Source organism: Mesobacillus sp. (assembly GCF_057785455.1).
The window spans coordinates 1-21,382 of record NZ_JBYNSB010000030.1; the positions used below are offsets into that span (position 1 = coordinate 1).

The following is a 21,382-nucleotide window of genomic DNA, read 5'->3' on the forward strand; positions in this document are numbered from 1 at the left end:
CCCTGAGATAAACGCAAGCTGTTGATCTGCATTTCGAAAGGAGCACAAGATTGTGCTCCTTTTTTTATTGGTGTTAAAATAATTAAATTGTAATATGAATACTCAGTTGTCCTAATCCAGCTCCAGCGCCTAGCCCCTCGAGTCGCTTGGCTAGCTGCGGCTCCTAACTCCTCGAGACGCTTCGGTCCTGCCAATGAAGTCAAAGAGCGACTTCACTGTCAGGCCCTCCAGCGCTTTTCGGAGTTAAGCAGTCGCCTCCGCTTTTCTTATTGGCTAGTTTCGCCTCCTAGAAACTCCGAAACTTCAACTCCGCCGGCAGAAGCAAAAAGCGCTTCTTTGTCGGAGTCTCCAGTTTCTGCGTTTCTGGTCATTCGGCTCCACTTTTCGTTTTCAGTCCGCCCAATGAAGTCAAAAAGCGACTTCACCGGTCGGCCCCTCCGACGGACAGGACGTTCTAGTGCCGACGTTGCCACAGGACGTGGCGATTTTAGTCGGCCAGCGCTTGTCGGGGCTGACCAAGGCGCTTCCGCTTTTTGTTTTTACATTAGAAAATTCACAACAATTCGGACAAGTATTGTTTCATACCAGAAAATATGATAAATTTAAACTACTGTTATTCAGGTTTTATCGGGAGGTACGTCATGCATACATTTTTAACTGTTCTTCTAGTGATTGTCTGTCTTGGTCTTATTGCCGTTGTTCTTCTTCAATCAGGCAAGAGTGCTGGACTTTCCGGAGCGATTTCCGGTGGTGCTGAGCAATTATTCGGCAAGCAAAAGGCAAGAGGTCTTGACCTCATCCTTCACCGTGTTACAGTCGTTTTATCTGTATTGTTCTTCGTTTTGACTATTGCCGTTACTTATTTCAAGCTATAATACACAATGACCCGGCTTCTAGAGAGGCCGGGTTTTGTTATGTTTGGAGAAAACTGGAAAACACGCAGGGGCAATAATAAAGAAGAACCCACTTCACCATATCTACTATAAACCAACATTTTTATTTACATATTTCTTTGCATTGTGGGTAATTACATATAAAAGAGGCTTATTATTGGATTGTTCACCGACTGTTTGTTAAAACTAAGGAGGATATTATTCAATTACATGATTCATAAGATAGAGGGAGTAGGAAAATGAGAAAGTTAGTGCCAAGACCATTTACATTTAAAGCTGGAAAGAGAGCGGTATTGCTGCTGCACGGATTTACCGGCAATTCGGCGGATGTGCGGATGCTGGGGCGTTTCCTGGAAGGGAAGGGGTACACATGCCATGCACCAGTTTTTAAGGGACACGGAGTGCCGCCGGAGGAGTTAATACATACTGGTCCTGAAGATTGGTGGAAGGATGCCATTGGCGGCTATGAATTCCTCAAGAGTGAAGGATATGAAGAGATTGCCGTTGCAGGTTTGTCATTGGGCGGCGTCTTCTCCCTGAAATTAGGTTACACCGTTCCTGTTAAGGGAATTGTCCCAATGTGCGCGCCGATGTATATCAAAACCGAGGAAATCATGTATCATGGCGTGCTTGAGTATGCAAAAGAGTATAAGCGGATGGAAGGAAAGCCTGAAGAACAGATTGAAACAGAGGTTGATGCGCTCCGAAATGGTTCTATGCTTACTCTTAAAGCACTCCAGGGATTAATTACCGAGGTCAGGGATAATGTGGACATGATCTACGCACCAACCTTCGTTGTTCAGGCGCGAAATGACCACATGATCAATCCAGACAGCGCAAATATCATTTACAACGCGGTAGAATCAGATAATAAAAAACTCAAGTGGTATGAGGAATCCGGCCATGTCATCACGCTCGACAAGGAACGTGATCAGCTGCATGAGGATGTTTATGAGTTTCTTGAATCGTTAAATTGGAAAGAATAAAAGGATAGAAACCTTGGAAAAGGAGGGATTTTATATGGAAGAAACTATTCAAGCCCATATAGACAGGCTTTTGCATTATATGAAGGACGAGGCTTACAAACCGCTGACAGTCCAGGAACTCGAAGCCGCATTCGGAATTGAGGACTCATCTACCTTCAAAGACTTTGTAAAAGCTCTTGTCGTCATGGAGGAAAAAGGCCTGGTTGTGAGGACTCGCAGCGACAGATACGGCCTGCCGGAAAAAATGAACCTCGTACGCGGCCGTCTTAGCGCCCATGCTAAAGGTTTCGCATTCGTAATTACAGAAGAGCCAGGAATGGATGATATTTTTATCCCGCCAAATGAGACAGGCAATGCAATGAACGGAGATACCGTCCTTGTGCGAGTCTCATCTGACAGCTCCGGCCAGCGCCGGGAAGGTACGGTTGTGCGCATCCTTGAGAGGGGCGTTTCGCAGATTGTCGGTACGTATACCGAAAGCAAGCACTTCGGCTTTGTCATTCCTGATGATAAAAAATTCGCCAGCGACATTTTTATCCCGAAGGAAGCGGGGATGGGTGCTGTCGAGGGGCATAAGGTCGTTGTAAAACTAACAGCTTACCCAGAAGGCCGCAAGAGTGCGGAAGGTGAAGTCATCGCCATCCTGGGCCATAAAAATGATCCTGGTGTCGATATTCTTTCGGTCATCCATAAGCATGGCTTGCCGACTGAATTCCCGGCTGAGGTATTACAGCAGGCAAATGATGCTCCAGATTCGATTAATGAAAGTGAAATCGCCAACCGCCGTGACCTGCGCAATGAAGTGATTGTCACGATTGACGGCGCTGACGCAAAGGACCTTGATGACGCTGTTCAGGTCACAAGGCTTGAGAACGGCAATTACAAGCTTGGTGTCCATATTGCCGATGTCACCTATTATGTCACAGAAGATTCCCCAATCGACCGGGAAGCCGAAGACCGCGGGACAAGTGTGTATTTAGTAGACCGGGTTATTCCGATGATTCCTCATCGCCTGTCTAATGGGATTTGTTCATTAAATCCGAAGGTGGACCGTTTGACGCTTTCCTGTAATATGGAAATCTCCCCTGACGGACAGGTGGTCGACCACGAAATCTATCAGAGTGTCATCAAGACAACTGAGCGGATGACTTATTTTGACGTGAACAGAATCCTTGTCGACAAGGATGAAGAAACACGTTCCCGCTATGAGTCTCTTGTGCCGATGTTCGAGATGATGGAAGAACTGGCTGCCATTCTTCGTAAAAAGAGGATGGAAAGAGGCGCAATCGACTTTGATTTTAAAGAATCAAAGGTACTGGTGGATGAAGAAGGCCAGCCGACCGATGTTGTCCTGCGAGAGCGTTCTGTAGCCGAAAAATTAATCGAAGAATTCATGCTTGCTGCCAATGAAACAGTTGCTGAGCATTTCCACTGGCTCGATGTTCCGTTCATCTATCGTATTCACGAGGATCCGAAGGAAGATAAGCTGAGGAAATTCTTCGAGTTCATCACAAACTTTGGTTATCTTGTAAGAGGTTCTGCGAATGGGGTCCACCCAAGGGCGCTCCAGGAAATCATTGAAGAAGTCCAGGGCAAGCCAGAGGAAATGGTTGTATCAACAGTCATGCTCCGTTCGATGCAGCAGGCAAAATACTATCCTGAAAGCCTCGGCCACTTTGGGCTATCAACAGAGTTCTATACTCACTTTACTTCGCCTATCCGCCGTTACCCGGATTTGATTGTCCACCGCTTGATCAGGACCTATTTGATCAACGGGAAGCTGGACCAGGCAACGAAGGAAAAGTGGAATGCGATGCTGCCTGATATCGCTGAGCATTCTTCTAATATGGAACGCCGCGCAGTTGAAGCAGAGCGTGAAACCGATGAGCTGAAAAAAGCAGAGTACATGGAAGACAAGGTTGGCACAGAATACGATGGCATCATCAGTTCAGTTACGAACTTCGGGATGTTCGTCGAGCTTCCTAATACAATCGAAGGTCTTGTCCATGTCAGCTATATGACCGATGACTACTATCGTTACGAGGAACGTCAGTTAGCGATGATCGGCGAACGTACGGGCAATGTTTTCCGCATTGGCGATGAAATCACTGTCCGCGTAATCAATGTCAATAAAGACGAGCGTTCAATCGACTTTGAAATTGTTGGCATGAAGGGAACTCCTCGACGAGAACGCCCGGCTGCTCCAAAGATTTTCAAAACAGGCAGCAACCAGAAAAAGCCGCGCCGCGGAAAAGAAGAAGAAGGCAAGCAGCGTAGCGGTGGCGGCCGCGGATCTTCAGGAGGCGGACGAGGCAGCTCTGGCGGAGGCCGAAGCGGATCTGGTTCAGGCGACGGTTCAAAGCCAAAGAACAAAAAGCGGAAGTTCTATGAGAACGCGCCGTCGGCAAAACGAAAATCAAAAAAGAGAAAATAAGCAACTCTTAAAAAGAGAGCTCCTTCAACAGGGGCTCTCTTCTATCCTGGCCCAGGGAAGCGTCGTGCTTTTCATATTGTCTAGCTCCAACGCCTAGCCCCTCGAGTCGCTAGTCTAGTTTCGCCTCCTAGAAACTCCGAAACTTCAACTCCGCCTGCAGAAGCAAAAAGCGCTTCTGACGCGGAGTCTCCAGTTTTCTGCGTTTCTGGGCAGTCGGCTACACTTTTCGGTTTCGGTCTGCCCAATGAAGTCAAAGAACGACTTCACTGGTCAGCCCTCCGACGGACACGATGTTCTAGTGCCGACGTTGCCACAGGATGTGGCGAAGTTAGTCGCTGTTCCTTTATTCAGGCGCTTACGCTTTTCGTTGTGGGAGAAGGGGATATTTGCTAAAATGATAGAACATAGAAGGGGGAAGTTTTATGCCAAAAGGTGAAGGTAAGGTCCTCGCGCAAAATAAAAAGGCGAACCATGATTACTTTATAGAAGAGACATATGAAGCCGGCATTGTCCTGCAGGGCACTGAAATCAAATCCATCCGCAACGGGCGCATCCAGCTGAAGGATTCTTATGCGAAGGTCCATAATGGGGAGCTGTTTTTATATAATATGCACGTCAGCCCCTATGAACAAGGTAACCGTTTTAACCATGATCCCTTAAGGACAAGAAAGCTTCTTCTGCACAAACGCCAAATCAGCCAGTTGATTGGGGAAACTAAGGAAGCAGGCTATGCGCTTGTACCGTTGAAACTTTACTTGAAAAATGGCTTTGCCAAGGTTTTAATCGGACTTGGTAAGGGTAAAAAGAACTATGATAAGCGTGAAACTCTGAAGAAGAAGGAAGCAAGCCGGGACATCGAGCGTGCATTCCGCGAACGCCAGAAAATGTAAGCTTGTCAGCTGAGGAAGAGTGTACCAGTTGAAAAAAGTACTCAGTGTGTTATAATAATATCTGTCACCACGAGTGACAACATAACTTTTGCTCGGCTTAACCGAGTTCTCCTAACGTCTGTATCACAGATACAGCAACCTTTTAAACGGGGACGTTACGGATTCGACAGGGGTAGTTTGAGCTTAGGTGGCGAGTCGAGGGGATCGGCCTCGTTAAAACGTCAACGCCTATAACTGGCAAACAAAACAACAACTTCGCTTTCGCAGCTTAATACTGCATAGCGGTTCGCCCTTCCATCGCCCATGTGGTAAGGTAGCGGACTCACTCTAAGTGGGCTACGCCGGATTCCGCCGCCTGAGGATGAAGGAAGAGAACAACCAGGCTAGCTGGCCGGCCGCCTGTCGGTAGGCAAAAGGACCAGCGAATCGCCAATATGCCGACTACACTCGTAGAAGCTTAAGTGCCAATATCTTTGGACGTGGGTTCGACTCCCACCGTCTCCACCAATACATATGTTGGTGGATTTTTATTTTTCATGTGACTTGAACCATAATCTTAAATTTACTCCAAAATAGAATTGCAGGTTTAACTAAACTGGCCCCTGTGTAGTAGACACATTAAAAAAGTCTGCTGCACAGGGTCTTTTTATTTACAATAAATCAAAAAAATGATGAAGGAGAGAGTATGAGTTAAAAATTATTCTCTGAAAAAGAGATTGAATTACTAGCTAAAAAACCTTATGTAAGATCAGTAAGTGCCAAAGGTATTATCTATTCAAATGAGTTTAAGGAGCACATTATAACTCAAAATGAACAGGGGAAGTTTCCTGGAGAGATATTCGAGGACTGGGGGATCGATGCAGGGGTATTAGGAATCAAACGGATCGAGTCTTCTGGGAAAAAGGTGGTGAGAGGCTTATCGTAAGCATGGGAGTCTTGGGCTTCGTGATACAAGTTCAGGGTTAAGGGATCTCAGGCAGACCAAGGGAAAGGGAGTTTTCCCTTTCCCTTGAAGAAAAATAAGCAAGATTATAAGCTGAAAATAATCGGTTGAAAGCAGAGAACGAACTATTAATGAAAAGTCACTTTCAAAAATTCAGTTGTTATTATCCATTATCCACAACAGGAGTCATTTTCTTCTGCAGCCGCGCTTTTCTTTCACTTCACTGCTATGTACAAGGTGGCTGTGTTTTACAGATGTGTTAAGTAAAGAGTAAACTACTCTTCTTTTAAAGGCATTTGTCAGCCGCCTTCAATACAAGTAGCACTAGAACTTCCTACAATGGAATTTAGTTCTTGAAGCAGTAAAATCAAAAGGTCCTTGTTGACTAGCATTTCTAACGATTGGTTTACAAGAGGAATATTATACTTTTTAAAAACATCGGCAGTTTCTACCCAAACATTAACAATTGCTCTTGGTGACATATTAGCTTGTATGACCATCAAAGATTCTCCTTCTAGTGGCATGTGCAAATAGCATTACTGAAATGCGAAGAATACATATTCCTGCACCTAACCAGTCGTATAAATCAGGTGTTTTCCTATCAATTCCCATCCCCGTAAAACGGATAAGACCAATAGAGACTCAACCCAACCATAAGCCTCATAACTCTGGCGAATGATGGAAAGTCAGAAATGTCGCTATAACACCGTAGAGGGTTAAGACAACTCCGCCAGCTATCCCCAGTAATAGGTTTTACTAAGTAACCCCCGCCTTTTTCGGGTAGACCAGTTATGGTTGCTTGAAAAATTTAATCACTTCTTTTGTCCTTCAATTAAAGCTGACGAATCGATACACCGAATGCTTGGAAGTTTATGATGTCATTATAACTTAGTTCATTAAATAAATTAACAAATTCGTATTTCAAAACTAAAGGAGTGTTTTGAATGAAAAAAGTCGAAATCTTTGATCATGCATTATGTTGTCCTACTGGAGTATGTGGACCAAGTGGACAAAGTGCGTGTCCTGATCGTCTCGGCAGGAGCAGAGTATAAGAAGTTAGGATGCGCCAGGTGAAGCTGGTTTTGGAGGCCGGGAAGTCTCCTATTGTGCAGTTTGTGATGGCGCATTCTTTAAAGGGAAAGAACTTGTTGTAGTTGGCGGTGGAGATTCTGCTGTCTAAGAAGCAGTCTATTTAACAAGATTTGCCTTAAAGTAACAGTCGTTCACCGAAGAGCTGAGCTGCGTGCCTAACCTATTCACCAGGACCGAGCATTTGCAAAAAATAAAATATACTTTATTTGGAACCACCAATTAAATAGGTCAATGATAAAGACGGCAAGGTAGGCAGTGTAAATGAGGACCGCAAAGCCACATGAGCTTTGCGGTTTTTTTTTTTTTATCGATTTTAACAACTAGATAGAAGGCCAGAAATAATTCATGATTAGAAGCATACAGACCGAAAGTCCAAATAGTTTTAGATTCATGACTTTTCTTCAATAGTTCATACTATTGAAAAAGGCGGTGGCATGATGGGAAACATTCCATATAAAGATTCATGGTTTGGAAACATTAAAGGGGATATTCTCTCAGGTATTGTTGTAGCCCTGGCATTAATCCCAGAAGCGATTGCATTTTCTATTATTGCAGGAGTAGATCCGATGGTGGGTTTATATGCATCCTTTACAATAGCTATAACAATTGCCTTCGTTGGTGGCAGGCCAGGAATGATTTCAGCTGCAACTGGGGCAATGGCACTTCTATTTATTGATCTAGTTTCAGAACACGGTATTGAATATTTATTAGCGGCAACCATTTTAACGGGGATATTTCAGATATTATTCGGGGTTTTTAAGTTAGCGAGATATATGAAGTTTATTCCAAGATCTGTCATGGTAGGTTTCGTTAATGCTTTGGCAATACTCATCTTTACCTCTCAGTTACAGCACTTTCAAAATGAGAATCGGATTATTTATCTATTAGTAGGTCTAACACTAGCGATTATCTATCTGTTTCCTTACATCACCAAGGTTGTGCCTTCCACACTTGTAGCTATTATTACTATAACTGCCCTAACTATATTTATGAATTATGGTGTAAGAACTGTTGGTGATATGGGAGAAATATCAAAGTCACTCCCAGCATTTTTTTTACCAGATGTTCCATTTAATATTGAGACCTTACTAATAATACTCCCTTATTCTTTAGCACTTGCAGTGGTGGGGCTATTAGAGTCTTTGTTAACAGCAACTATCGTGGATGACATGACAGATTCGGAAAGTGACAAGAATATGGAGAGCAGAGGCCAAGGGATTGCTAACATTATTACAGGATTTTTTGGCGGAATGGCAGGCTGTGCTATGATCGGTCAATCTGTTATAAATGTAAAGTCGGGTGGAAGAGGAAGGCTTTCATCATTAGTTGCAGGAGTTTTTCTTATTTTCTTGATCGTTGTTCTTGGGGATGTCGTTGTTCGGATTCCTATGGGAGCATTGGCTGGTGTCATGATTATGGTTGCCATTAGTACTTTTGATTGGAATTCCATTAAGACTTTACACCTGGTACCAAGGAGTGATGCTTTAGTGATGGTTGTCACTGTTATATCCGTTGTTTTCACTCATAATTTAGCCATAGGAGTTTTTACTGGCATTTTACTAAGTGCGATCTTTTTTGTGTCAAAAATATCAAAAGTAAGAGTAGAAAGTAAACTTGAGGGAAATACAAGAAAATATACAATTATAGGCGAACTCTTTTTTGCTTCTGTTACAGAATTGCTAACTCAATTCGATTACAAGGAACAAGTAAGAATTGTTGAGATTGATTTAAGTCGTTCCCATGTTTGGGACGATTCCGCAGTCGCTGCTGTAGATAAAATTGTGAACAAATTTGAAGAAAATAACATAATTGTAAATGTAACAGGATTAAACGAAAGCAGTACCGAATTAGTAAATAAATTAGCAAAAAAACTTGGATCACATTAATGGGGGATGAGAGATGTATAAAAAAATACTTTTAGCATCAGATGGTTCTGAACACTCAAAAAGAGCAGCTGAAAATGCTATCCATATTGCAAAGTGCTCAAAAGACTCATTAATAGATGTAGTTTATGTAGTGGATGCAGATAAAGCCAAATCTGAGGTGTTAAGTAACTGGAATACAGCTGATTTAGGTGATAAGCGTAAGGAAAGAATGAAAGATGTAGAACGCATGGCAAAAGAAGCAGGCGTTTCATATAAAATTACAGTCCTGCATGGCGAACCAGGTCCTGCCATTGTAGATTATACAAATAAGAATGACTTTGAGATCGCTATTATAGGCAGCAGAGGATTAAATGGACTTCAGGAATTTGTATTAGGTAGTGTAAGTCATAAGGTAGCTAAGCGAGCCAACTGTCCAGTTCTAATAGTAAAGTAAACGAAAAGAACACATTATCAGTTTAACTGGTGATGTGTTCTTTTTTGGTTTGATTGGGTTAACGAGATAATAAGGCAGCTCTATTCGGTTTTTTTGCTACTTTGTTTAGAATCGAAAGAACTTACAAAAAGATTGTAAGCAATGGTTGCCCAAGCTTCTCGAGCTAATTTGACTGCTAAAGATGTTTAGCTGAGAGTACTCGCAAGGGGATTAGATAAAGGTCTTTCTATTTTACAAAAATAATCAAAAAAAATTGATTAATAATACTTGTAATTTGCAAATATAGATGTTATAAGTTGGTTATATAATAAATAAAAACTCAATTAATTAAACGAAAAATTGTTGTATATTGCAATTAAAAAGGGGATGTAACTAATGCTGGATGTAATTATCATTGGATCGGGTCCGTTTGGAATTTCGTTAGCTTCTCATGCTGTGTCGAACAATCTGAAATACAAATTGTTCGGTTATCCAATGGATTTTTGGAAAAACCAAATGCCCCAAGACATGTTCATTCGAACACCACATGAATTTGTCAGCTTCTCTGACTCAAAGGATGAGTTAACTGTTCAACAGTTTTCTTTGGATACTGGTATTGAACTCGTTACACCGCTTCCAAGGCCTATATTTGTTCAGTATGCAAACTGGTTTGCGCAGAAATCAGGCATTGAATTTACTCCTAATAAGATCATTAAGGTTAAAAATCAGGCAGGGTGCTACGAAGTAATCAGTGAAACGGGAGAACATTACACTGCGAAGAATATTGTTGTAGCAACAGGTGTGGAACATTATAAGTATCTTCCTGATTTCCTGAAACAGTTACCTCCTCAATTGGTATCTCACACATCAGGCTACACGAGCTTTTCTCATTTCAAGGGTAAGAGAGTAGTTGTTTTAGGAAGCGGCCAAAGCGCATGGGAGGCTGCTGGGTTATTGCATAGAGATGGGGCGGATGTGGAATTGGTATATCGCAAGGAAGCCCCTAACTACGCAGGCAGCAGGGAAAATGAAATTGCCCTTAGAGATGTTGGTGATGTCTTTTACCAACTTCCAATTGAAGAAAAGAAACAGGGATGGGGACAATCTCCAGGAAGCGTGGCACACTTTCTAAAACCCTATGTTGAAGGGCTTGTTCCTCAAAATGCAGGGGTTTCAGTTGAACATATTGAACCGATAAATGAAGATGAGGTCAGGATTGTTTTATCAGATGGGACCGAGAAAATTGTGGATCATATTATCGCAGCAACTGGCTTCCGTATCGATTTGGATAAAGTTCCATTTTTTGATGAGGAGTTATTATCTATTATTGATCGTGAAGAAGGCTATTCTCAGTTCCCTAAATTAAACGAATCCTTCGAATCAAATTTGTCAGGTTTATATTTTGCAGGTCCATTATCTTCACATAGCCATGGACCTACATTTAGATTTATCCTTGGATTAAGGAAGACTGCATTTTCTATTATTCCTTCGGTAATGGCGAAGAAAAATAATTTGGTGAACAGTTAAGGAGCATTAAACGATGAGAAGATCCTTTCAAGAAATAACACGAAGTTTTGGCTTATTAAATAAAACCTGTTGTTCTGTTGACGGAGTGGATGTGAATGCTGCTCAAAGCCACATTCTTTATGAGATCAGTGCGAATGACTATCCCTCTATACAGAAGGTAGCAGATTTACTGGGTATTGATATTACGACTTTCAGCAGGCAGATTCAAACACTTGTAAAAATGGAATTGGTTAAAAAGATGCCGTCGAAGGAAGATAAAAGGTCCAGTATCCTGGCTTTAACTAAAAAGGGAGAAAAAGTCGCAGAAGAAATTGATCGGCAGGTTAATGAATATCTAGAGGCTATCTTTAGCCAAATGACTGACTTTGAGCGAGAAACTGCCCAAAGAGCCATTCATCTAGTTGCAAAGGTGATGACAAGCTCACCTGTATTTTGCGGTACATATAAAGACGGCGGCAGTTGTTAAACAGGGGGGATCACAGTTGAAAGAAATCATTATTCGGGAAGCTGCACCAGAAGATGCAGATGATATATTAACCATCTATAACGAAGGAATATCTGACCGTATCGCTACATTGGAAACAACAACAAAAGATCAGGATTACATGATAGATTGGCTGAATAAACATACTGGCAGATACAAAGTTAGTGTGGCTGAATTTGATGGGAAGGTAATTGGCTGGGCTAGCTTAAATCAATACAATAGCCGGGAGGCATACAAAGGTGTGGCTGACCTTTCGGTTTATATCAAAAGAGAGTATAGAGGCAAAGGGATAGGCGGCAAATTGATTACTTTTATTGAATCAGCGGCCAAAGAATATGGCTTTCATAAAATTGTTCTCTTTACATTTGCTTTTAACGAATTAGGGCAAGGTCTATATAGAAAAAAAGGATATCGGGAAGTCGGTGTATTTCAGAACCAGGGAATGCTTGATGGGAAATTCGTCGATGTAATGGCGATGGAAAAATTATTATATTAGGGGGTAAATAACTTGAATTCTAATCGAAAAGAGTCTCTTCCTATTGCAATTATTGGAGGCGGTCCAGTGGGGCTTGCAGCTGCTGCTCATCTCGTCAATAAGGGTAAAAAGTTTGTACTGTTTGAAGCAGGAAGCACAATTGGTTCAAGTATGTTGAAGTGGGGACATGTGAGAATGTTTTCACCATGGGAATATAACGTTGATAAGGAAGCAAAGAAATTACTAAATGAAGCTGGATGGGCTTCACCCGATGATGCTGATTTGCCTACGGGGCGTGAGCTTGTAGAAAACTATCTTTTACCGCTTAGTAATTTGCCAATATTGAAAGAGCACATCTTTTTAAATGCAAAAGTGGTCGGTGTTGCTAAAAAAGGCCGAGACAAACTTAAAACAGAGCATAGAGACAATGTTCCTTTTCAATTGTATGTAGAAATAAATGGGTTAACAAAAGTTTTTGAAGCAGAAGCAATAATTGATGCATCAGGTACCTGGGAAAATCCTAATCCGATCCTTTCTAATGGGATCTGGACCAGTTCTGAAAGAAATCTGATTGAAAGAATTTATTACGGCATACCAAATTTTCAAGAATTAGAAGAACGATATAAGAACAAAACGGTAATGGTGGTGGGCAGCGGCCACTCGGCTATTAACACCCTCCTCGACCTTGCAGCTTTAAAAGAAAAGCACCCTGACACCACCATTTATTGGGTTCTTCGAAAAAAACATGTTATGGAAGCCTATGGAGGCCAGGAGAATGATGGGTTACAAGCGAGGGGCGAACTGGGTACACGGATACAAAAGCTGGTTGATATGAAATTAGCAGAGGTTATTACTCCTTTTTATATTCATGAAGTAAACAATGTAGATGGGAAGATAAGCGTATCAGGTGAGTTGAATGGAGAGGAAAGCACAATTGGGTTGATTGATGAGATTGTGGTAAGCACAGGATTCAGGCCGGATACTAGTTTCCTGAATGAAATTAGGTTAAGTCTAGATTCATCTGTAGAAAGTGTAGAAGCTCTTGCGCCGCTGATAGATCCTAATATTCACAGCTGTGGAACGGTGAGGCCTCATGGGGAAGCAGAGTTAAAGCATCCAGAAAAGAATTTTTATATAGTAGGAATGAAAAGTTACGGACGTGCACCGACCTTCCTGCTTGCAACTGGATATGAACAGGTGAGGTCGGTTGCAGCTTACTTAACAGGAGATTATAAGGGAGCTAAAGAAGTACATTTAGAGCTGCCTGAAACGGGAGTATGTAAGACGGATTTTTCTTCAAGCTGCTGTGATTCAGAAACCAATTCAGAAAAGTCCGCAGCATCTTCATGTTGCAGAGGGCCGCAGCCTGTGGTATTTGAAATCAAAAAGAATTCTTGCTGCTGATATAAATCCTGAAGACCAGTCTTCAATTCAAGGCTGGTCTTCTTTAAGTAGAGGTGGAAAATGGAATCTGAAAATAAACACACGATTATTGCCATTTCTCTCATTACAGCCATTTGTTTAGCAGGTGATGCAATGCTTTATATAGTTTTGCCCACGCACTGGGAGGAAGCTGGCTTAACTTCATTAGTTCAAGTTGGCATTCTTCTGTCGGTTAACCGCTTTGTAAAGCTGCCATTGAACCCATTAATAGGTTATATGTACAAGAGGATAAGCTTTCGGACAGGTATACTTTTAGCTGTAATGTTAAGTGGTATTACGACTGTGAGTTACGGGTTAGCTCAGGATTTTACTGTTTGGATTATATTGCGTTCTATATGGGGATTGGCATGGTCACTTTTTAAACTAGGTGCCTTTTTACTAATTTTACAACTCGCAACTGACAGTAACCGTGGAAATTATGTCGGCACGTATAACGGTCTTTATCGTCTCGGAAGTCTAGTTGGGATGTTGATTGGCGGTCTTTTTGCAGATTTATTTGGGATTAAGGCAATAAGTATCATAATAGGAACTTCAGCACTTTTAAGCATACCTATCATATTTAAATACATACCTAAAACTATTCAAACCACTGAGGCATCAGAGAAGAAACTATCCCTTCTAACAAACTTTAATTCATTCCTGAATAGAAGGCTTATTAAGATTCTGGGAACAGCGTTACTATTGGTAATGTTACTAGACGGAATGTTGACCGCAACTTTAAGCCATATCATTGAAGTCAAATTCACTGATAAAATAGATTTAATAGGAATAATAGCAGGTGCAGCAACACTGGCGGGCTTAATTCAGGCAATAAGGTGGGGGCTTGCGCCAATCATTGTAATGAAGATTGGAACCGCGCTTGATAATACTAACCAGAAAAATCGGATTTTATCCATTTTCCTGGTATGTGCCGCATTGCTGTATTTCATAATTCCAAGAACTATCCCTCTACTTGTCTGGATGCCAATTTTACTTGTTCACCTTTTAGTGGCTTCAGTTTTAACGACAATAATGGATGCTATTATCACTGATTATTCATCAAGAGTTTTAAACAAGGTTTTTATCATGACTTCTTTTACTCTAATTGTAGACTTAGGTGCTGCACTTGGACCGATTATTGGGTATACACTTGAACAAAAAATAGGGCTTGCCAATTTATTTGGTTTTTCAGGATTGTTGTGTTTTTTTCTTGCGGTTGTATGGGTATTTTCAAGAGATATAAGTTCCAAAAAGAATTTGTTACATCATTCTTCCTGAATATATGGCTCTGTTAATGCCGAGTGTTGATTTTTAAACCCTGTTTCTCTTCGTTCCAGGCGCGAAGACTCCTTCGGGATGAAGCGGGCAGGTGAGACCCCGCAGGAGCAAAGCGACGAGGAGGCTCAGCGCACGCCCCGAGGAAAGCGAAGCGCCTGGAACGAAAACCAACAGCCTAGTTTAACAGAGCTAAATATATAAAAAATTATTACTAATCTTTATACATGGGAGAGGGGGAAGTAACCGAAGAGGGGCCCCCTTACGTCACATCATAATGCTTTTTATTTTATTTGATGCAAAGTTCTATCGCTTATCACTAGGTTTAAGCTGGAGTAAGCTGCTTGTCGTTTTCCGCTTTATGGATTAAGGGGAGATAAGGGTGGCTTTTCGAGAGAGCAGTAGATCGTTTCGGGCAAATATGCTTAAGTTTCGGGAAATTATCTACTTTGATTGCTTAATTATAACTCCCGAATAAGAGAATAATTTTTCCAGCACCAGTTTGTGCTTAAAAAGTAGCTGTAACGAAGGAAAAAGTCAACCGTGGCTATTGTTTATTTATCAGTTTAATTAATATATTAATATAATAAAAATATGTAAGCGTTTTCTTCTTATTGTTGTGAATGCCTTTTATAAAAGAACTAATAAGTTCATATATTGTTCAATACTTCACAAACTATTATGCGATTTATATGATAATCTTTAATTAGAAAAGGAAAAAGGAGTGAGTAGATATGATGTACTGCGAATTCAAACCTTTCTCAACCGATACGGAAACATACACTCAGGAGATGATTGAGGATCTCATTGGTGATGAATTTGAGGCGATGATGTATAAGGATGATAAAGAGATCCCGGCTTATATCTGGACCGTAAACTTCGTGGTCATTGTAAAAAGAAGCACGAAAGTATTAACCGACATCTGCTTTGAAAAAATACCTAGAAACCCTGTTTGCGAGTAATTTTTTTAATAAAACTTGTGAAATATTTCACAAAGTAAAAGGCAACTCAAAACCAAGCAAATACCCGGAACCAAAATATTAAGGAGGTCCTGAAAAATGGGGACAATCGAAAAAGTGGTAAAAGAACAAACATCTGTTGTAAAAATGGTCGATAGTTTAGTTGAAAAAGGCTTGAAGGCATTAAGCAAAATGCGTGAACTGGATCAGGAAACTGTAAATAAGATCGTAAAGGAAATGGCGCTCGCAGGACTTGACCAGCATATGCCGCTTGCAAAAATGGCAGTTGAAGAAACGAAGCGCGGTGTTTATGAAGATAAAATCATCAAGAACATGTTTGCGACAGAGTATGTGTACCACAATATCAAATATGATAAAACCGCTGGCATCATTGACGAAAATGAGCACGAAGGAATGATCACGATTGCGGAGCCGGTTGGCGTGATTGCAGGTGTTACACCTGTAACGAACCCTACTTCCACGACAATGTTCAAAGCATTGATATCAATCAAGACGAGGAATCCAATCATTTTCGCTTTCCACCCATCTGCACAGAAATGCAGCAGTGAGGCGGCCAGGATCCTGCGCGATGCTGCGATAAAAGCGGGAGCGCCTGAAGATTGCATTCAGTGGATTGAAAAACCATCACTGGAAGCGACACAAGCATTGATGAATCATCCCAAAATTGCTTTGATTTTAGCGACTGGCGGTTCAGGAATGGTCAAATCAGCCTACAGTTCAGGCAAGCCGGCACTGGGTGTTGGACCTGGTAATGTACCTTGTTATATTGAACGCACTGCAAATGTTAAACGCTCGGTTAATGACCTGATTTTATCAAAAACATTTGATAACGGGATGATCTGTGCCTCCGAGCAGGCAGTCATCATCGATAAGGAAATTTATCATGATGTAAAAACAGAAATGATCGCGAACAGCTGCTACTTCTTAAGTGAAGAAGAAAGGAAAAAGGTCGAGAAGCTTGTCATCAATGAGCACTCTTGCGCGGTTAATGCCGATATAGTCGGGATGCCAGCCCATAAAATTGCTGAAATGGCGGGTGTAGCCGTACCGGAGGAGACAAAAATCCTTGTAGCTGAGCTGAAAGGCGTTGGTCCGCAATATCCGCTTTCCCGTGAAAAATTAAGTCCAGTGTTAGCCTGCTATAAAGTAAATGGAACGGAAGAAGGTTTCAAGCGCGCTGAAGAGATGCTTGAATTCGGCGGGCTCGGCCATTCTGCAGTCATTCATTCTGCAAGTGATGAAGTGATTAAAGCATTTGGCTTAAGAATGAAAGCAGGCCGGATCATCGTAAACGCTCCATCGTCACAGGGAGCCATTGGGGATATCTATAACGCCTATCTGCCATCCTTAACGCTCGGCTGCGGAACTTACGGCGGGAACTCAGTTTCTACCAATGTTGGTGCAATCAACTTGATCAATGTGAAAAAAGTGGCGAGAAGGAATGTGAATATGCAGTGGTTTAAGGTGCCGTCCAAGATTTATTTCGAAAAGAACTCAACACAGTATCTTGCCAAAATGCCGAAAATCTCGAAAGCATTTATTGTCACTGATCCTGGAATGGTAAAGCTGGGCTATGTCGACAAGGTTCTATATCACCTAAGAAAGCGTCCGGATTACGTGCATTGTGAAATTTTCTCTGATGTAGAGCCAGATCCATCAATCGAGACGGTGATGAAGGGCGCTGAATTGATGGCGAGCTTCCAGCCAGATGTCATCATCGCCCTGGGCGGAGGTTCAGCGATGGACGCAGCAAAAGGGATGTGGCTCTTCTATGAATATCCTGATGCTGACTTCCATGGCCTAAAGCAAAAATTCCTTGATATTCGTAAGCGGATTGTCAAATATCCAGAACTAGGCCGCAAAGCGCAATTCGTTGCGATCCCGACAACTTCTGGTACCGGGTCTGAAGTCACATCCTTCTCGGTCATTACCGATAAAAAGGCAAACATCAAATATCCGCTCGCAGACTACGAGCTGACACCTGATGTGGCCATTGTCGACCCGCAATTTGTCATGACGGTGCCAAAGCATATTACTGCCGATACCGGAATGGATGTATTGACACATGCCATTGAGGCATATGTCAGCTGCATGGCAAATGACTACACAGATGGCCTTGCCATCAAAGCGATCCAGCTTGTATTTGAGTATTTGCCAAGAGCATACCGTAACGGCCAGGATGAGGTCGCGCGCGAGAAGGTGCATAATGCTTCGACGATTGCCGGCATGGCGTTCGCGAATGCTTTCCTGGGAATCAACCACAGTCTTGCGCATAAGCTTGGTGCAGAATTCCATATCGCCCACGGGCGCTCAAATACCATCCTGATGCCGCATGTCATTAGGTATAATGCGACAAAACCAAAGAAATTCACAGCATTCCCTAAATACGAAAACTTCGTTGCCGACCAGCGCTATGCGGAAATTGCCCGCATCCTCGGTCTTCCATGCCGCAACACGGAAGAAGGTGTTGAAAGCCTCGTTCAGGCGATCATCAATCTTGCGCGAGAAATGGATATACCGATGAGCATCGAAGCAAATGGTGTTGAAAAAGCTGAATTTGAAGCCAAGGTCGACCAGCTTGCCGACCGTGCATTCGAAGACCAGTGCACAACAGCCAACCCTAAGCTTCCATTGGTATCAGAACTGGCAGAAATATATCGATTGGCATTCAAAGGAGTATAAAAGATTATATAGGGATGGAGCCATCAGGTTCCATCCCTTTTCTTTTTTAAGATTATCTGAGAAATAGTGCCTATTTTAATGAAATGTTGTGAAAAAAATGTCCTTTTTACCTAGAAAAAACAGTAGTTAATTAACTAGTTTGTATTTTTAGAATATTATATTATTTATCCTGGATAACTATTTTACTAATCCGGGAGGTAATGTATGAATACGAAGCCTTATCTATCAATCGCATTAGCAGCAGGTCTAGCAGTTAGTTCCTTTGGAGCACAGGCCATTTACGCGAAGCCAGCGGAAACTTCGAAACAGGTTCAGCCATTCAATGTTTTTGACAACAAGGTACTGGACAAAATTAATGTTGAAAATATCTACAATAACATTGAATATCTTTCAAGAACACCCCGTGTTGCCGGTACAGAAGCAGAGCATAGTGCGATTCAGTATATAAAAGAGCAATTCGAGTCATACGGTTATAAAACGGAGCTTCAGGAATTCACATTTTACGGATATACAGCACCGCACACAGTCGAACTTACAGTAGATGGTTATTCCGGTGAAATTAAGCCGAGATCCTTCACATATGGGATGGATGGAACGGCTTCAGGTGAATTGGTATATGCAGGATTGGGGCAAACTGGAGATTTTGCGGGCAAAGATGTGACAGGCAAAATTGCTTTAATAGAGCGTGGAGCGATTTCTTTTGCTGATAAAGTCCTGAACGCAGCAGCAAACGGTGCAGCAGGGGTGATCATTTTTAACAATGCACCAGGGGATTTAAACGGTACATTTGGAGTGCCAAATGATGCCTATGTACCGGCTGTCAGCATTACCCAGGATGCTGGAAAAGCATTATTGGACAAGCTGAACAATGGTGAAGCTCTCAAAGCTGCCATTAACATTGAGGGTGCAGAGGGCGGAATGAGGACTTCTTATAATGTCATTGCCACAAAAGCACCTACGAATAAAAACAAAGCAGAGGACGGAATCCTTGCATTAGGTGCCCATCATGATTCAGTTCCGGGAGCGCCCGGTGCAAATGATGATGCATCAGGTACAGCAATGACGCTTGAGCTTGCCCGTATCATGAAGGATTTGCCGACAAATAAGGAAATGCGCTTTATTACATTTGGTGCTGAGGAACTGGGATTGATTGGTTCACGTTATTACGTTAGCCAACTATCTGAGGAGGAAAAGGACCGCTTTGTAGGTTACTTCAATATGGACATGGTAGGCAGCAGGGATGCTGGAGATTTGGTTATCAATACAGTTGATGGCAACCAAAACATCGTTTCTCAAACAGCTCAGGCTTCCAGTGAACGCTTGAATGGAGAAGCTACACCGATCCAGCCAGGCGGCAGCAGTGACCATGTGTCATTCTATGAAGGAGGCATCGCATCAGGTTCGTTTATCCATAGACCGCTGGAGCCATGGTACCATACTCCAGAAGATACGATTGATAAAATCAGCAAAGAAAAACTGCAGGATGTGGCAGAAATCGTAGGTACAGCTGTCTATGATATCGTCCGTCCAGAGAATCAAGGGCCAAAGGCCAAAAGAGAAGCCGAACAAAAGGTACCACATTTATATTATGAGGAAGCAATTAAATAAGCTGCTTGATTGCTGATTTTACTGAACTCTTTTAAACATATGCAGCTGGGCAAAACAGCCACCTTAGGCAAAACAATATTTAACGAAATGAAGAAGCATTACTCCTCGCCTTGGAGCAATGCTTCTTCATTTCTTTTTATTCAAAATAACAAAGGGCAGGTACAGAATAAAAAATGTCAGGAGCGCAATGGCCTCCAGCGACAGGATATACCAAGGCCATGGTCCAAGATAATCAATGATCGAAGGATTTACAGGCTTTTCTGAGACGTACATGTAGTTTCCCTCAATCAAAAAGTTCACGATAAAAATCAGCGCTGTATAAACATTCAGCCATAAAAAAGCCTTCCATACAGACCTGAATTCCGGCCTGTAGCCTTCAACGAAAACCATGAACAGGTTCGCGGCGACGGTCCCGCCATGGGAAACAAAGAAATGGATATACCGGTAATGCGGAAATGTATAAAGGCTGATATCAGGCGTGATCATCGCCTGCAAAGCGCTGCCGACACCAACAAAGTAGGTAAACTCAAATAGCTGGTAGCTTTTCGTTAAAAGCAGAACGGCAGAAAGAATCAGGGAGATGCTGCTGAGATGCAGCGGTAATGCATGCTGGTATGTCCAGTAGCCGCTCCACCAAAGCCAAACCTGAAGGCTGACTTCAGAAATAATCAGAATAAGAAACAGACCAATCCTTGAAGCCAGATTCACATATGCTTCTCTTAACGGTTTCCGCAGCAAGAACATAGCAAGAATCAAAGCGAAGAAAACGCCAAGCGTCAGCAGGTGAGTTTTTGAGAAAAGCTGAAAGACATGCTCCGTACCAGGTTCAAAAAAAGCTCCCATAAGACGCCTCCAATCTATGAAACTTTTTCGTTTATCTCTAACATATTCGAATCAGGCATATCCAAATCGGAAAAATCATACATTTGAAACAATTATAATTGGAGGGGGAGAGAACATGCAATATTATTATGGACAGCAAATGCCCTTGCGGATTCTGGATGAGGCTGAATTCTGGAAGCATCAGGAGGAAGAGCACACCGTTGTCATCAGGGAGCTCGCACCCGGTTTGGAAACGAACTATGTGGATGCCCTTAAAAATTGGGAGAAAGTCCTTGGAGAGACTCGGCATCAAGTGCTGCGCTTCATCGAAACCAGGGTAAGAACAGGCAATTACATACCTGCCCAGCTGTATCAGCATGTCTTGAAGCTGACACAGTATTATATGAAACAGAGTCTTGAATTTATCCAGCTGCTGGAGGAAATCAAAGCCGAAAGCCAGGCGGCAAAGGAGAATCCGACGGTAAAAGTCGTTTTGGACCATATCATCAGGGAATCCGAGTATTTTGTGGGCATTGCCCAGGCACTTCTATATCAGCAGCAGGGATGAAAA

Annotated in this window: 20 protein-coding genes, 1 other RNA gene and 2 pseudogenes; 19 read left to right on the top strand and 4 right to left on the bottom strand. The window is 42.2% G+C overall.

Annotated elements, in window-relative coordinates:
• Positions 1-266 precede the first annotated feature (266 nt).
• Positions 267-425, bottom strand: a complete 159-nt coding sequence (locus tag AC3EBE_RS11190) for a hypothetical protein (protein ID WP_488595113.1) — start codon at positions 423-425, stop codon at positions 267-269.
• Between the two features lie 216 nt (positions 426-641).
• Between AC3EBE_RS11190 and secG the strand changes: the two genes are divergently transcribed.
• The 6 genes and pseudogenes from secG to AC3EBE_RS11220 form a co-directional block, all read left to right on the top strand.
• Positions 642-875, top strand: coding sequence for a preprotein translocase subunit SecG (gene secG / locus AC3EBE_RS11195; protein WP_488595114.1), 234 nt, complete (start codon positions 642-644; stop codon positions 873-875).
• Between the two features lie 257 nt (positions 876-1,132).
• Complete coding sequence (locus AC3EBE_RS11200) at positions 1,133-1,879, top strand: alpha/beta hydrolase (RefSeq protein WP_488595115.1); 747 nt, start codon at positions 1,133-1,135, stop codon at positions 1,877-1,879.
• 34 nt (positions 1,880-1,913) lie between these two features.
• Positions 1,914-4,313, top strand: coding sequence for a ribonuclease R (gene rnr, locus AC3EBE_RS11205; protein WP_488595116.1), 2,400 nt, complete (start codon positions 1,914-1,916; stop codon positions 4,311-4,313).
• 422 nt (positions 4,314-4,735) lie between these two features.
• Positions 4,736-5,203, top strand: coding sequence for an SsrA-binding protein SmpB (gene smpB / locus AC3EBE_RS11210; RefSeq protein ID WP_488595117.1), 468 nt, complete (start codon positions 4,736-4,738; stop codon positions 5,201-5,203).
• Positions 5,204-5,351: 148 nt separating this feature from the next.
• Positions 5,352-5,710, top strand: a transfer-messenger RNA (tmRNA) gene (ssrA, locus tag AC3EBE_RS11215).
• Positions 5,711-5,909: 199 nt separating this feature from the next.
• Positions 5,910-6,128, top strand: a pseudogene (locus AC3EBE_RS11220) (HTH domain-containing protein); the annotation flags it as partial.
• Between the two features lie 317 nt (positions 6,129-6,445).
• On the opposite strand, the gene AC3EBE_RS11225 reads toward AC3EBE_RS11220, so the two are convergent.
• Both AC3EBE_RS11225 and AC3EBE_RS11230 read right to left on the bottom strand, forming a co-directional pair.
• Positions 6,446-6,646, bottom strand: coding sequence for a hypothetical protein (locus tag AC3EBE_RS11225; RefSeq protein ID WP_488595118.1), 201 nt, complete (start codon positions 6,644-6,646; stop codon positions 6,446-6,448).
• Positions 6,630-6,758: a hypothetical protein gene (locus tag AC3EBE_RS11230; protein WP_488595119.1), complete on the bottom strand. Its 129-nt coding sequence runs from the start codon at positions 6,756-6,758 to the stop codon at positions 6,630-6,632. The genes AC3EBE_RS11225 and AC3EBE_RS11230 overlap by 17 nt, the downstream gene beginning before the upstream one ends.
• A 332-nt stretch (positions 6,759-7,090) precedes the next feature.
• On the opposite strand from AC3EBE_RS11230, the gene AC3EBE_RS11235 reads away from it, so the two are divergent.
• From AC3EBE_RS11235 to AC3EBE_RS11290, 12 genes and pseudogenes are all read left to right on the top strand, one after another.
• Complete coding sequence (locus tag AC3EBE_RS11235; protein ID WP_488595120.1) at positions 7,091-7,198, top strand: arsenic metallochaperone ArsD family protein; 108 nt, start codon at positions 7,091-7,093, stop codon at positions 7,196-7,198.
• Positions 7,158-7,498, top strand: a pseudogene (locus AC3EBE_RS11240) (FAD-dependent oxidoreductase); the annotation flags it as partial. The gene AC3EBE_RS11235 and the pseudogene AC3EBE_RS11240, both read left to right, overlap by 41 nt.
• Before the next feature lie 177 nt (positions 7,499-7,675).
• Entirely contained in the window at positions 7,676-9,124 is a 1,449-nt protein-coding gene (locus AC3EBE_RS11245) for a SulP family inorganic anion transporter (RefSeq protein ID WP_488595264.1), read from the top strand.
• 13 nt (positions 9,125-9,137) lie between these two features.
• Positions 9,138-9,557: a universal stress protein gene (locus AC3EBE_RS11250; RefSeq protein WP_488595121.1), complete on the top strand. Its 420-nt coding sequence runs from the start codon at positions 9,138-9,140 to the stop codon at positions 9,555-9,557.
• A 375-nt stretch (positions 9,558-9,932) separates the two neighbouring features.
• Positions 9,933-11,063 (top strand): NAD(P)-binding domain-containing protein, encoded by a 1,131-nt coding sequence (locus tag AC3EBE_RS11255; protein ID WP_488595122.1) that lies wholly within the window; start codon positions 9,933-9,935, stop codon positions 11,061-11,063.
• A 13-nt stretch (positions 11,064-11,076) separates the two neighbouring features.
• Complete coding sequence (locus tag AC3EBE_RS11260; protein WP_488595123.1) at positions 11,077-11,529, top strand: MarR family winged helix-turn-helix transcriptional regulator; 453 nt, start codon at positions 11,077-11,079, stop codon at positions 11,527-11,529.
• Between the two features lie 16 nt (positions 11,530-11,545).
• Positions 11,546-12,043 carry an arsinothricin resistance N-acetyltransferase ArsN1 family A gene (locus AC3EBE_RS11265; RefSeq protein WP_488595124.1) on the top strand — a complete coding sequence of 166 codons (498 nt, stop codon included), beginning with the start codon at positions 11,546-11,548 and terminating at the stop codon, positions 12,041-12,043.
• A gap of 12 nt (positions 12,044-12,055) precedes the next feature.
• Positions 12,056-13,426, top strand: a complete 1,371-nt coding sequence (locus tag AC3EBE_RS11270) for an NAD(P)/FAD-dependent oxidoreductase (protein ID WP_488595125.1) — start codon at positions 12,056-12,058, stop codon at positions 13,424-13,426.
• 60 nt (positions 13,427-13,486) lie between these two features.
• A complete protein-coding gene (locus AC3EBE_RS11275; protein WP_488595126.1) occupies positions 13,487-14,722 on the top strand; it encodes an MFS transporter in 1,236 nt (411 codons plus the stop codon).
• 731 nt (positions 14,723-15,453) lie between these two features.
• Positions 15,454-15,681, top strand: coding sequence for a hypothetical protein (locus tag AC3EBE_RS11280; protein WP_488595127.1), 228 nt, complete (start codon positions 15,454-15,456; stop codon positions 15,679-15,681).
• Between the two features lie 96 nt (positions 15,682-15,777).
• Positions 15,778-18,381, top strand: coding sequence for a bifunctional acetaldehyde-CoA/alcohol dehydrogenase (gene adhE / locus AC3EBE_RS11285; RefSeq protein ID WP_488595128.1), 2,604 nt, complete (start codon positions 15,778-15,780; stop codon positions 18,379-18,381).
• A gap of 204 nt (positions 18,382-18,585) precedes the next feature.
• Positions 18,586-19,989, top strand: a complete 1,404-nt coding sequence (locus AC3EBE_RS11290; protein WP_488595129.1) for a M20/M25/M40 family metallo-hydrolase — start codon at positions 18,586-18,588, stop codon at positions 19,987-19,989.
• 126 nt (positions 19,990-20,115) lie between these two features.
• On the opposite strand, the gene AC3EBE_RS11295 is transcribed toward AC3EBE_RS11290, so the two are convergent.
• Positions 20,116-20,832: a YwaF family protein gene (locus tag AC3EBE_RS11295; RefSeq protein WP_488595130.1), complete on the bottom strand. Its 717-nt coding sequence runs from the start codon at positions 20,830-20,832 to the stop codon at positions 20,116-20,118.
• Between the two features lie 115 nt (positions 20,833-20,947).
• On the opposite strand from AC3EBE_RS11295, the gene AC3EBE_RS11300 reads away from it, so the two are divergent.
• A complete protein-coding gene (locus AC3EBE_RS11300; RefSeq protein WP_488595131.1) occupies positions 20,948-21,379 on the top strand; it encodes a DUF2935 domain-containing protein in 432 nt (143 codons plus the stop codon).
• The last annotated feature ends 3 nt before the right edge of the window (positions 21,380-21,382 follow it).

Coding starts and splice junctions, on each gene's coding strand:
- secG (WP_488595114.1), top strand. CDS start 642: ATGCATACATTTTTAACTGTTCTTCTAGTGATTGTCTGTCTTGGTCTT.
- AC3EBE_RS11200 (WP_488595115.1), top strand. CDS start 1,133: ATGAGAAAGTTAGTGCCAAGACCATTTACATTTAAAGCTGGAAAGAGA.
- rnr (WP_488595116.1), top strand. CDS start 1,914: ATGGAAGAAACTATTCAAGCCCATATAGACAGGCTTTTGCATTATATG.
- smpB (WP_488595117.1), top strand. CDS start 4,736: ATGCCAAAAGGTGAAGGTAAGGTCCTCGCGCAAAATAAAAAGGCGAAC.
- AC3EBE_RS11225 (WP_488595118.1), bottom strand. CDS start 6,646: ATGGTCATACAAGCTAATATGTCACCAAGAGCAATTGTTAATGTTTGG.
- AC3EBE_RS11230 (WP_488595119.1), bottom strand. CDS start 6,758: ATGGGAATTGATAGGAAAACACCTGATTTATACGACTGGTTAGGTGCA.
- AC3EBE_RS11235 (WP_488595120.1), top strand. CDS start 7,091: ATGAAAAAAGTCGAAATCTTTGATCATGCATTATGTTGTCCTACTGGA.
- AC3EBE_RS11245 (WP_488595264.1), top strand. CDS start 7,676: ATGGGAAACATTCCATATAAAGATTCATGGTTTGGAAACATTAAAGGG.
- AC3EBE_RS11250 (WP_488595121.1), top strand. CDS start 9,138: ATGTATAAAAAAATACTTTTAGCATCAGATGGTTCTGAACACTCAAAA.
- AC3EBE_RS11255 (WP_488595122.1), top strand. CDS start 9,933: ATGCTGGATGTAATTATCATTGGATCGGGTCCGTTTGGAATTTCGTTA.
- AC3EBE_RS11260 (WP_488595123.1), top strand. CDS start 11,077: ATGAGAAGATCCTTTCAAGAAATAACACGAAGTTTTGGCTTATTAAAT.
- AC3EBE_RS11275 (WP_488595126.1), top strand. CDS start 13,487: ATGGAATCTGAAAATAAACACACGATTATTGCCATTTCTCTCATTACA.
- AC3EBE_RS11280 (WP_488595127.1), top strand. CDS start 15,454: ATGATGTACTGCGAATTCAAACCTTTCTCAACCGATACGGAAACATAC.
- adhE (WP_488595128.1), top strand. CDS start 15,778: ATGGGGACAATCGAAAAAGTGGTAAAAGAACAAACATCTGTTGTAAAA.
- AC3EBE_RS11290 (WP_488595129.1), top strand. CDS start 18,586: ATGAATACGAAGCCTTATCTATCAATCGCATTAGCAGCAGGTCTAGCA.
- AC3EBE_RS11295 (WP_488595130.1), bottom strand. CDS start 20,832: ATGGGAGCTTTTTTTGAACCTGGTACGGAGCATGTCTTTCAGCTTTTC.
- AC3EBE_RS11300 (WP_488595131.1), top strand. CDS start 20,948: ATGCAATATTATTATGGACAGCAAATGCCCTTGCGGATTCTGGATGAG.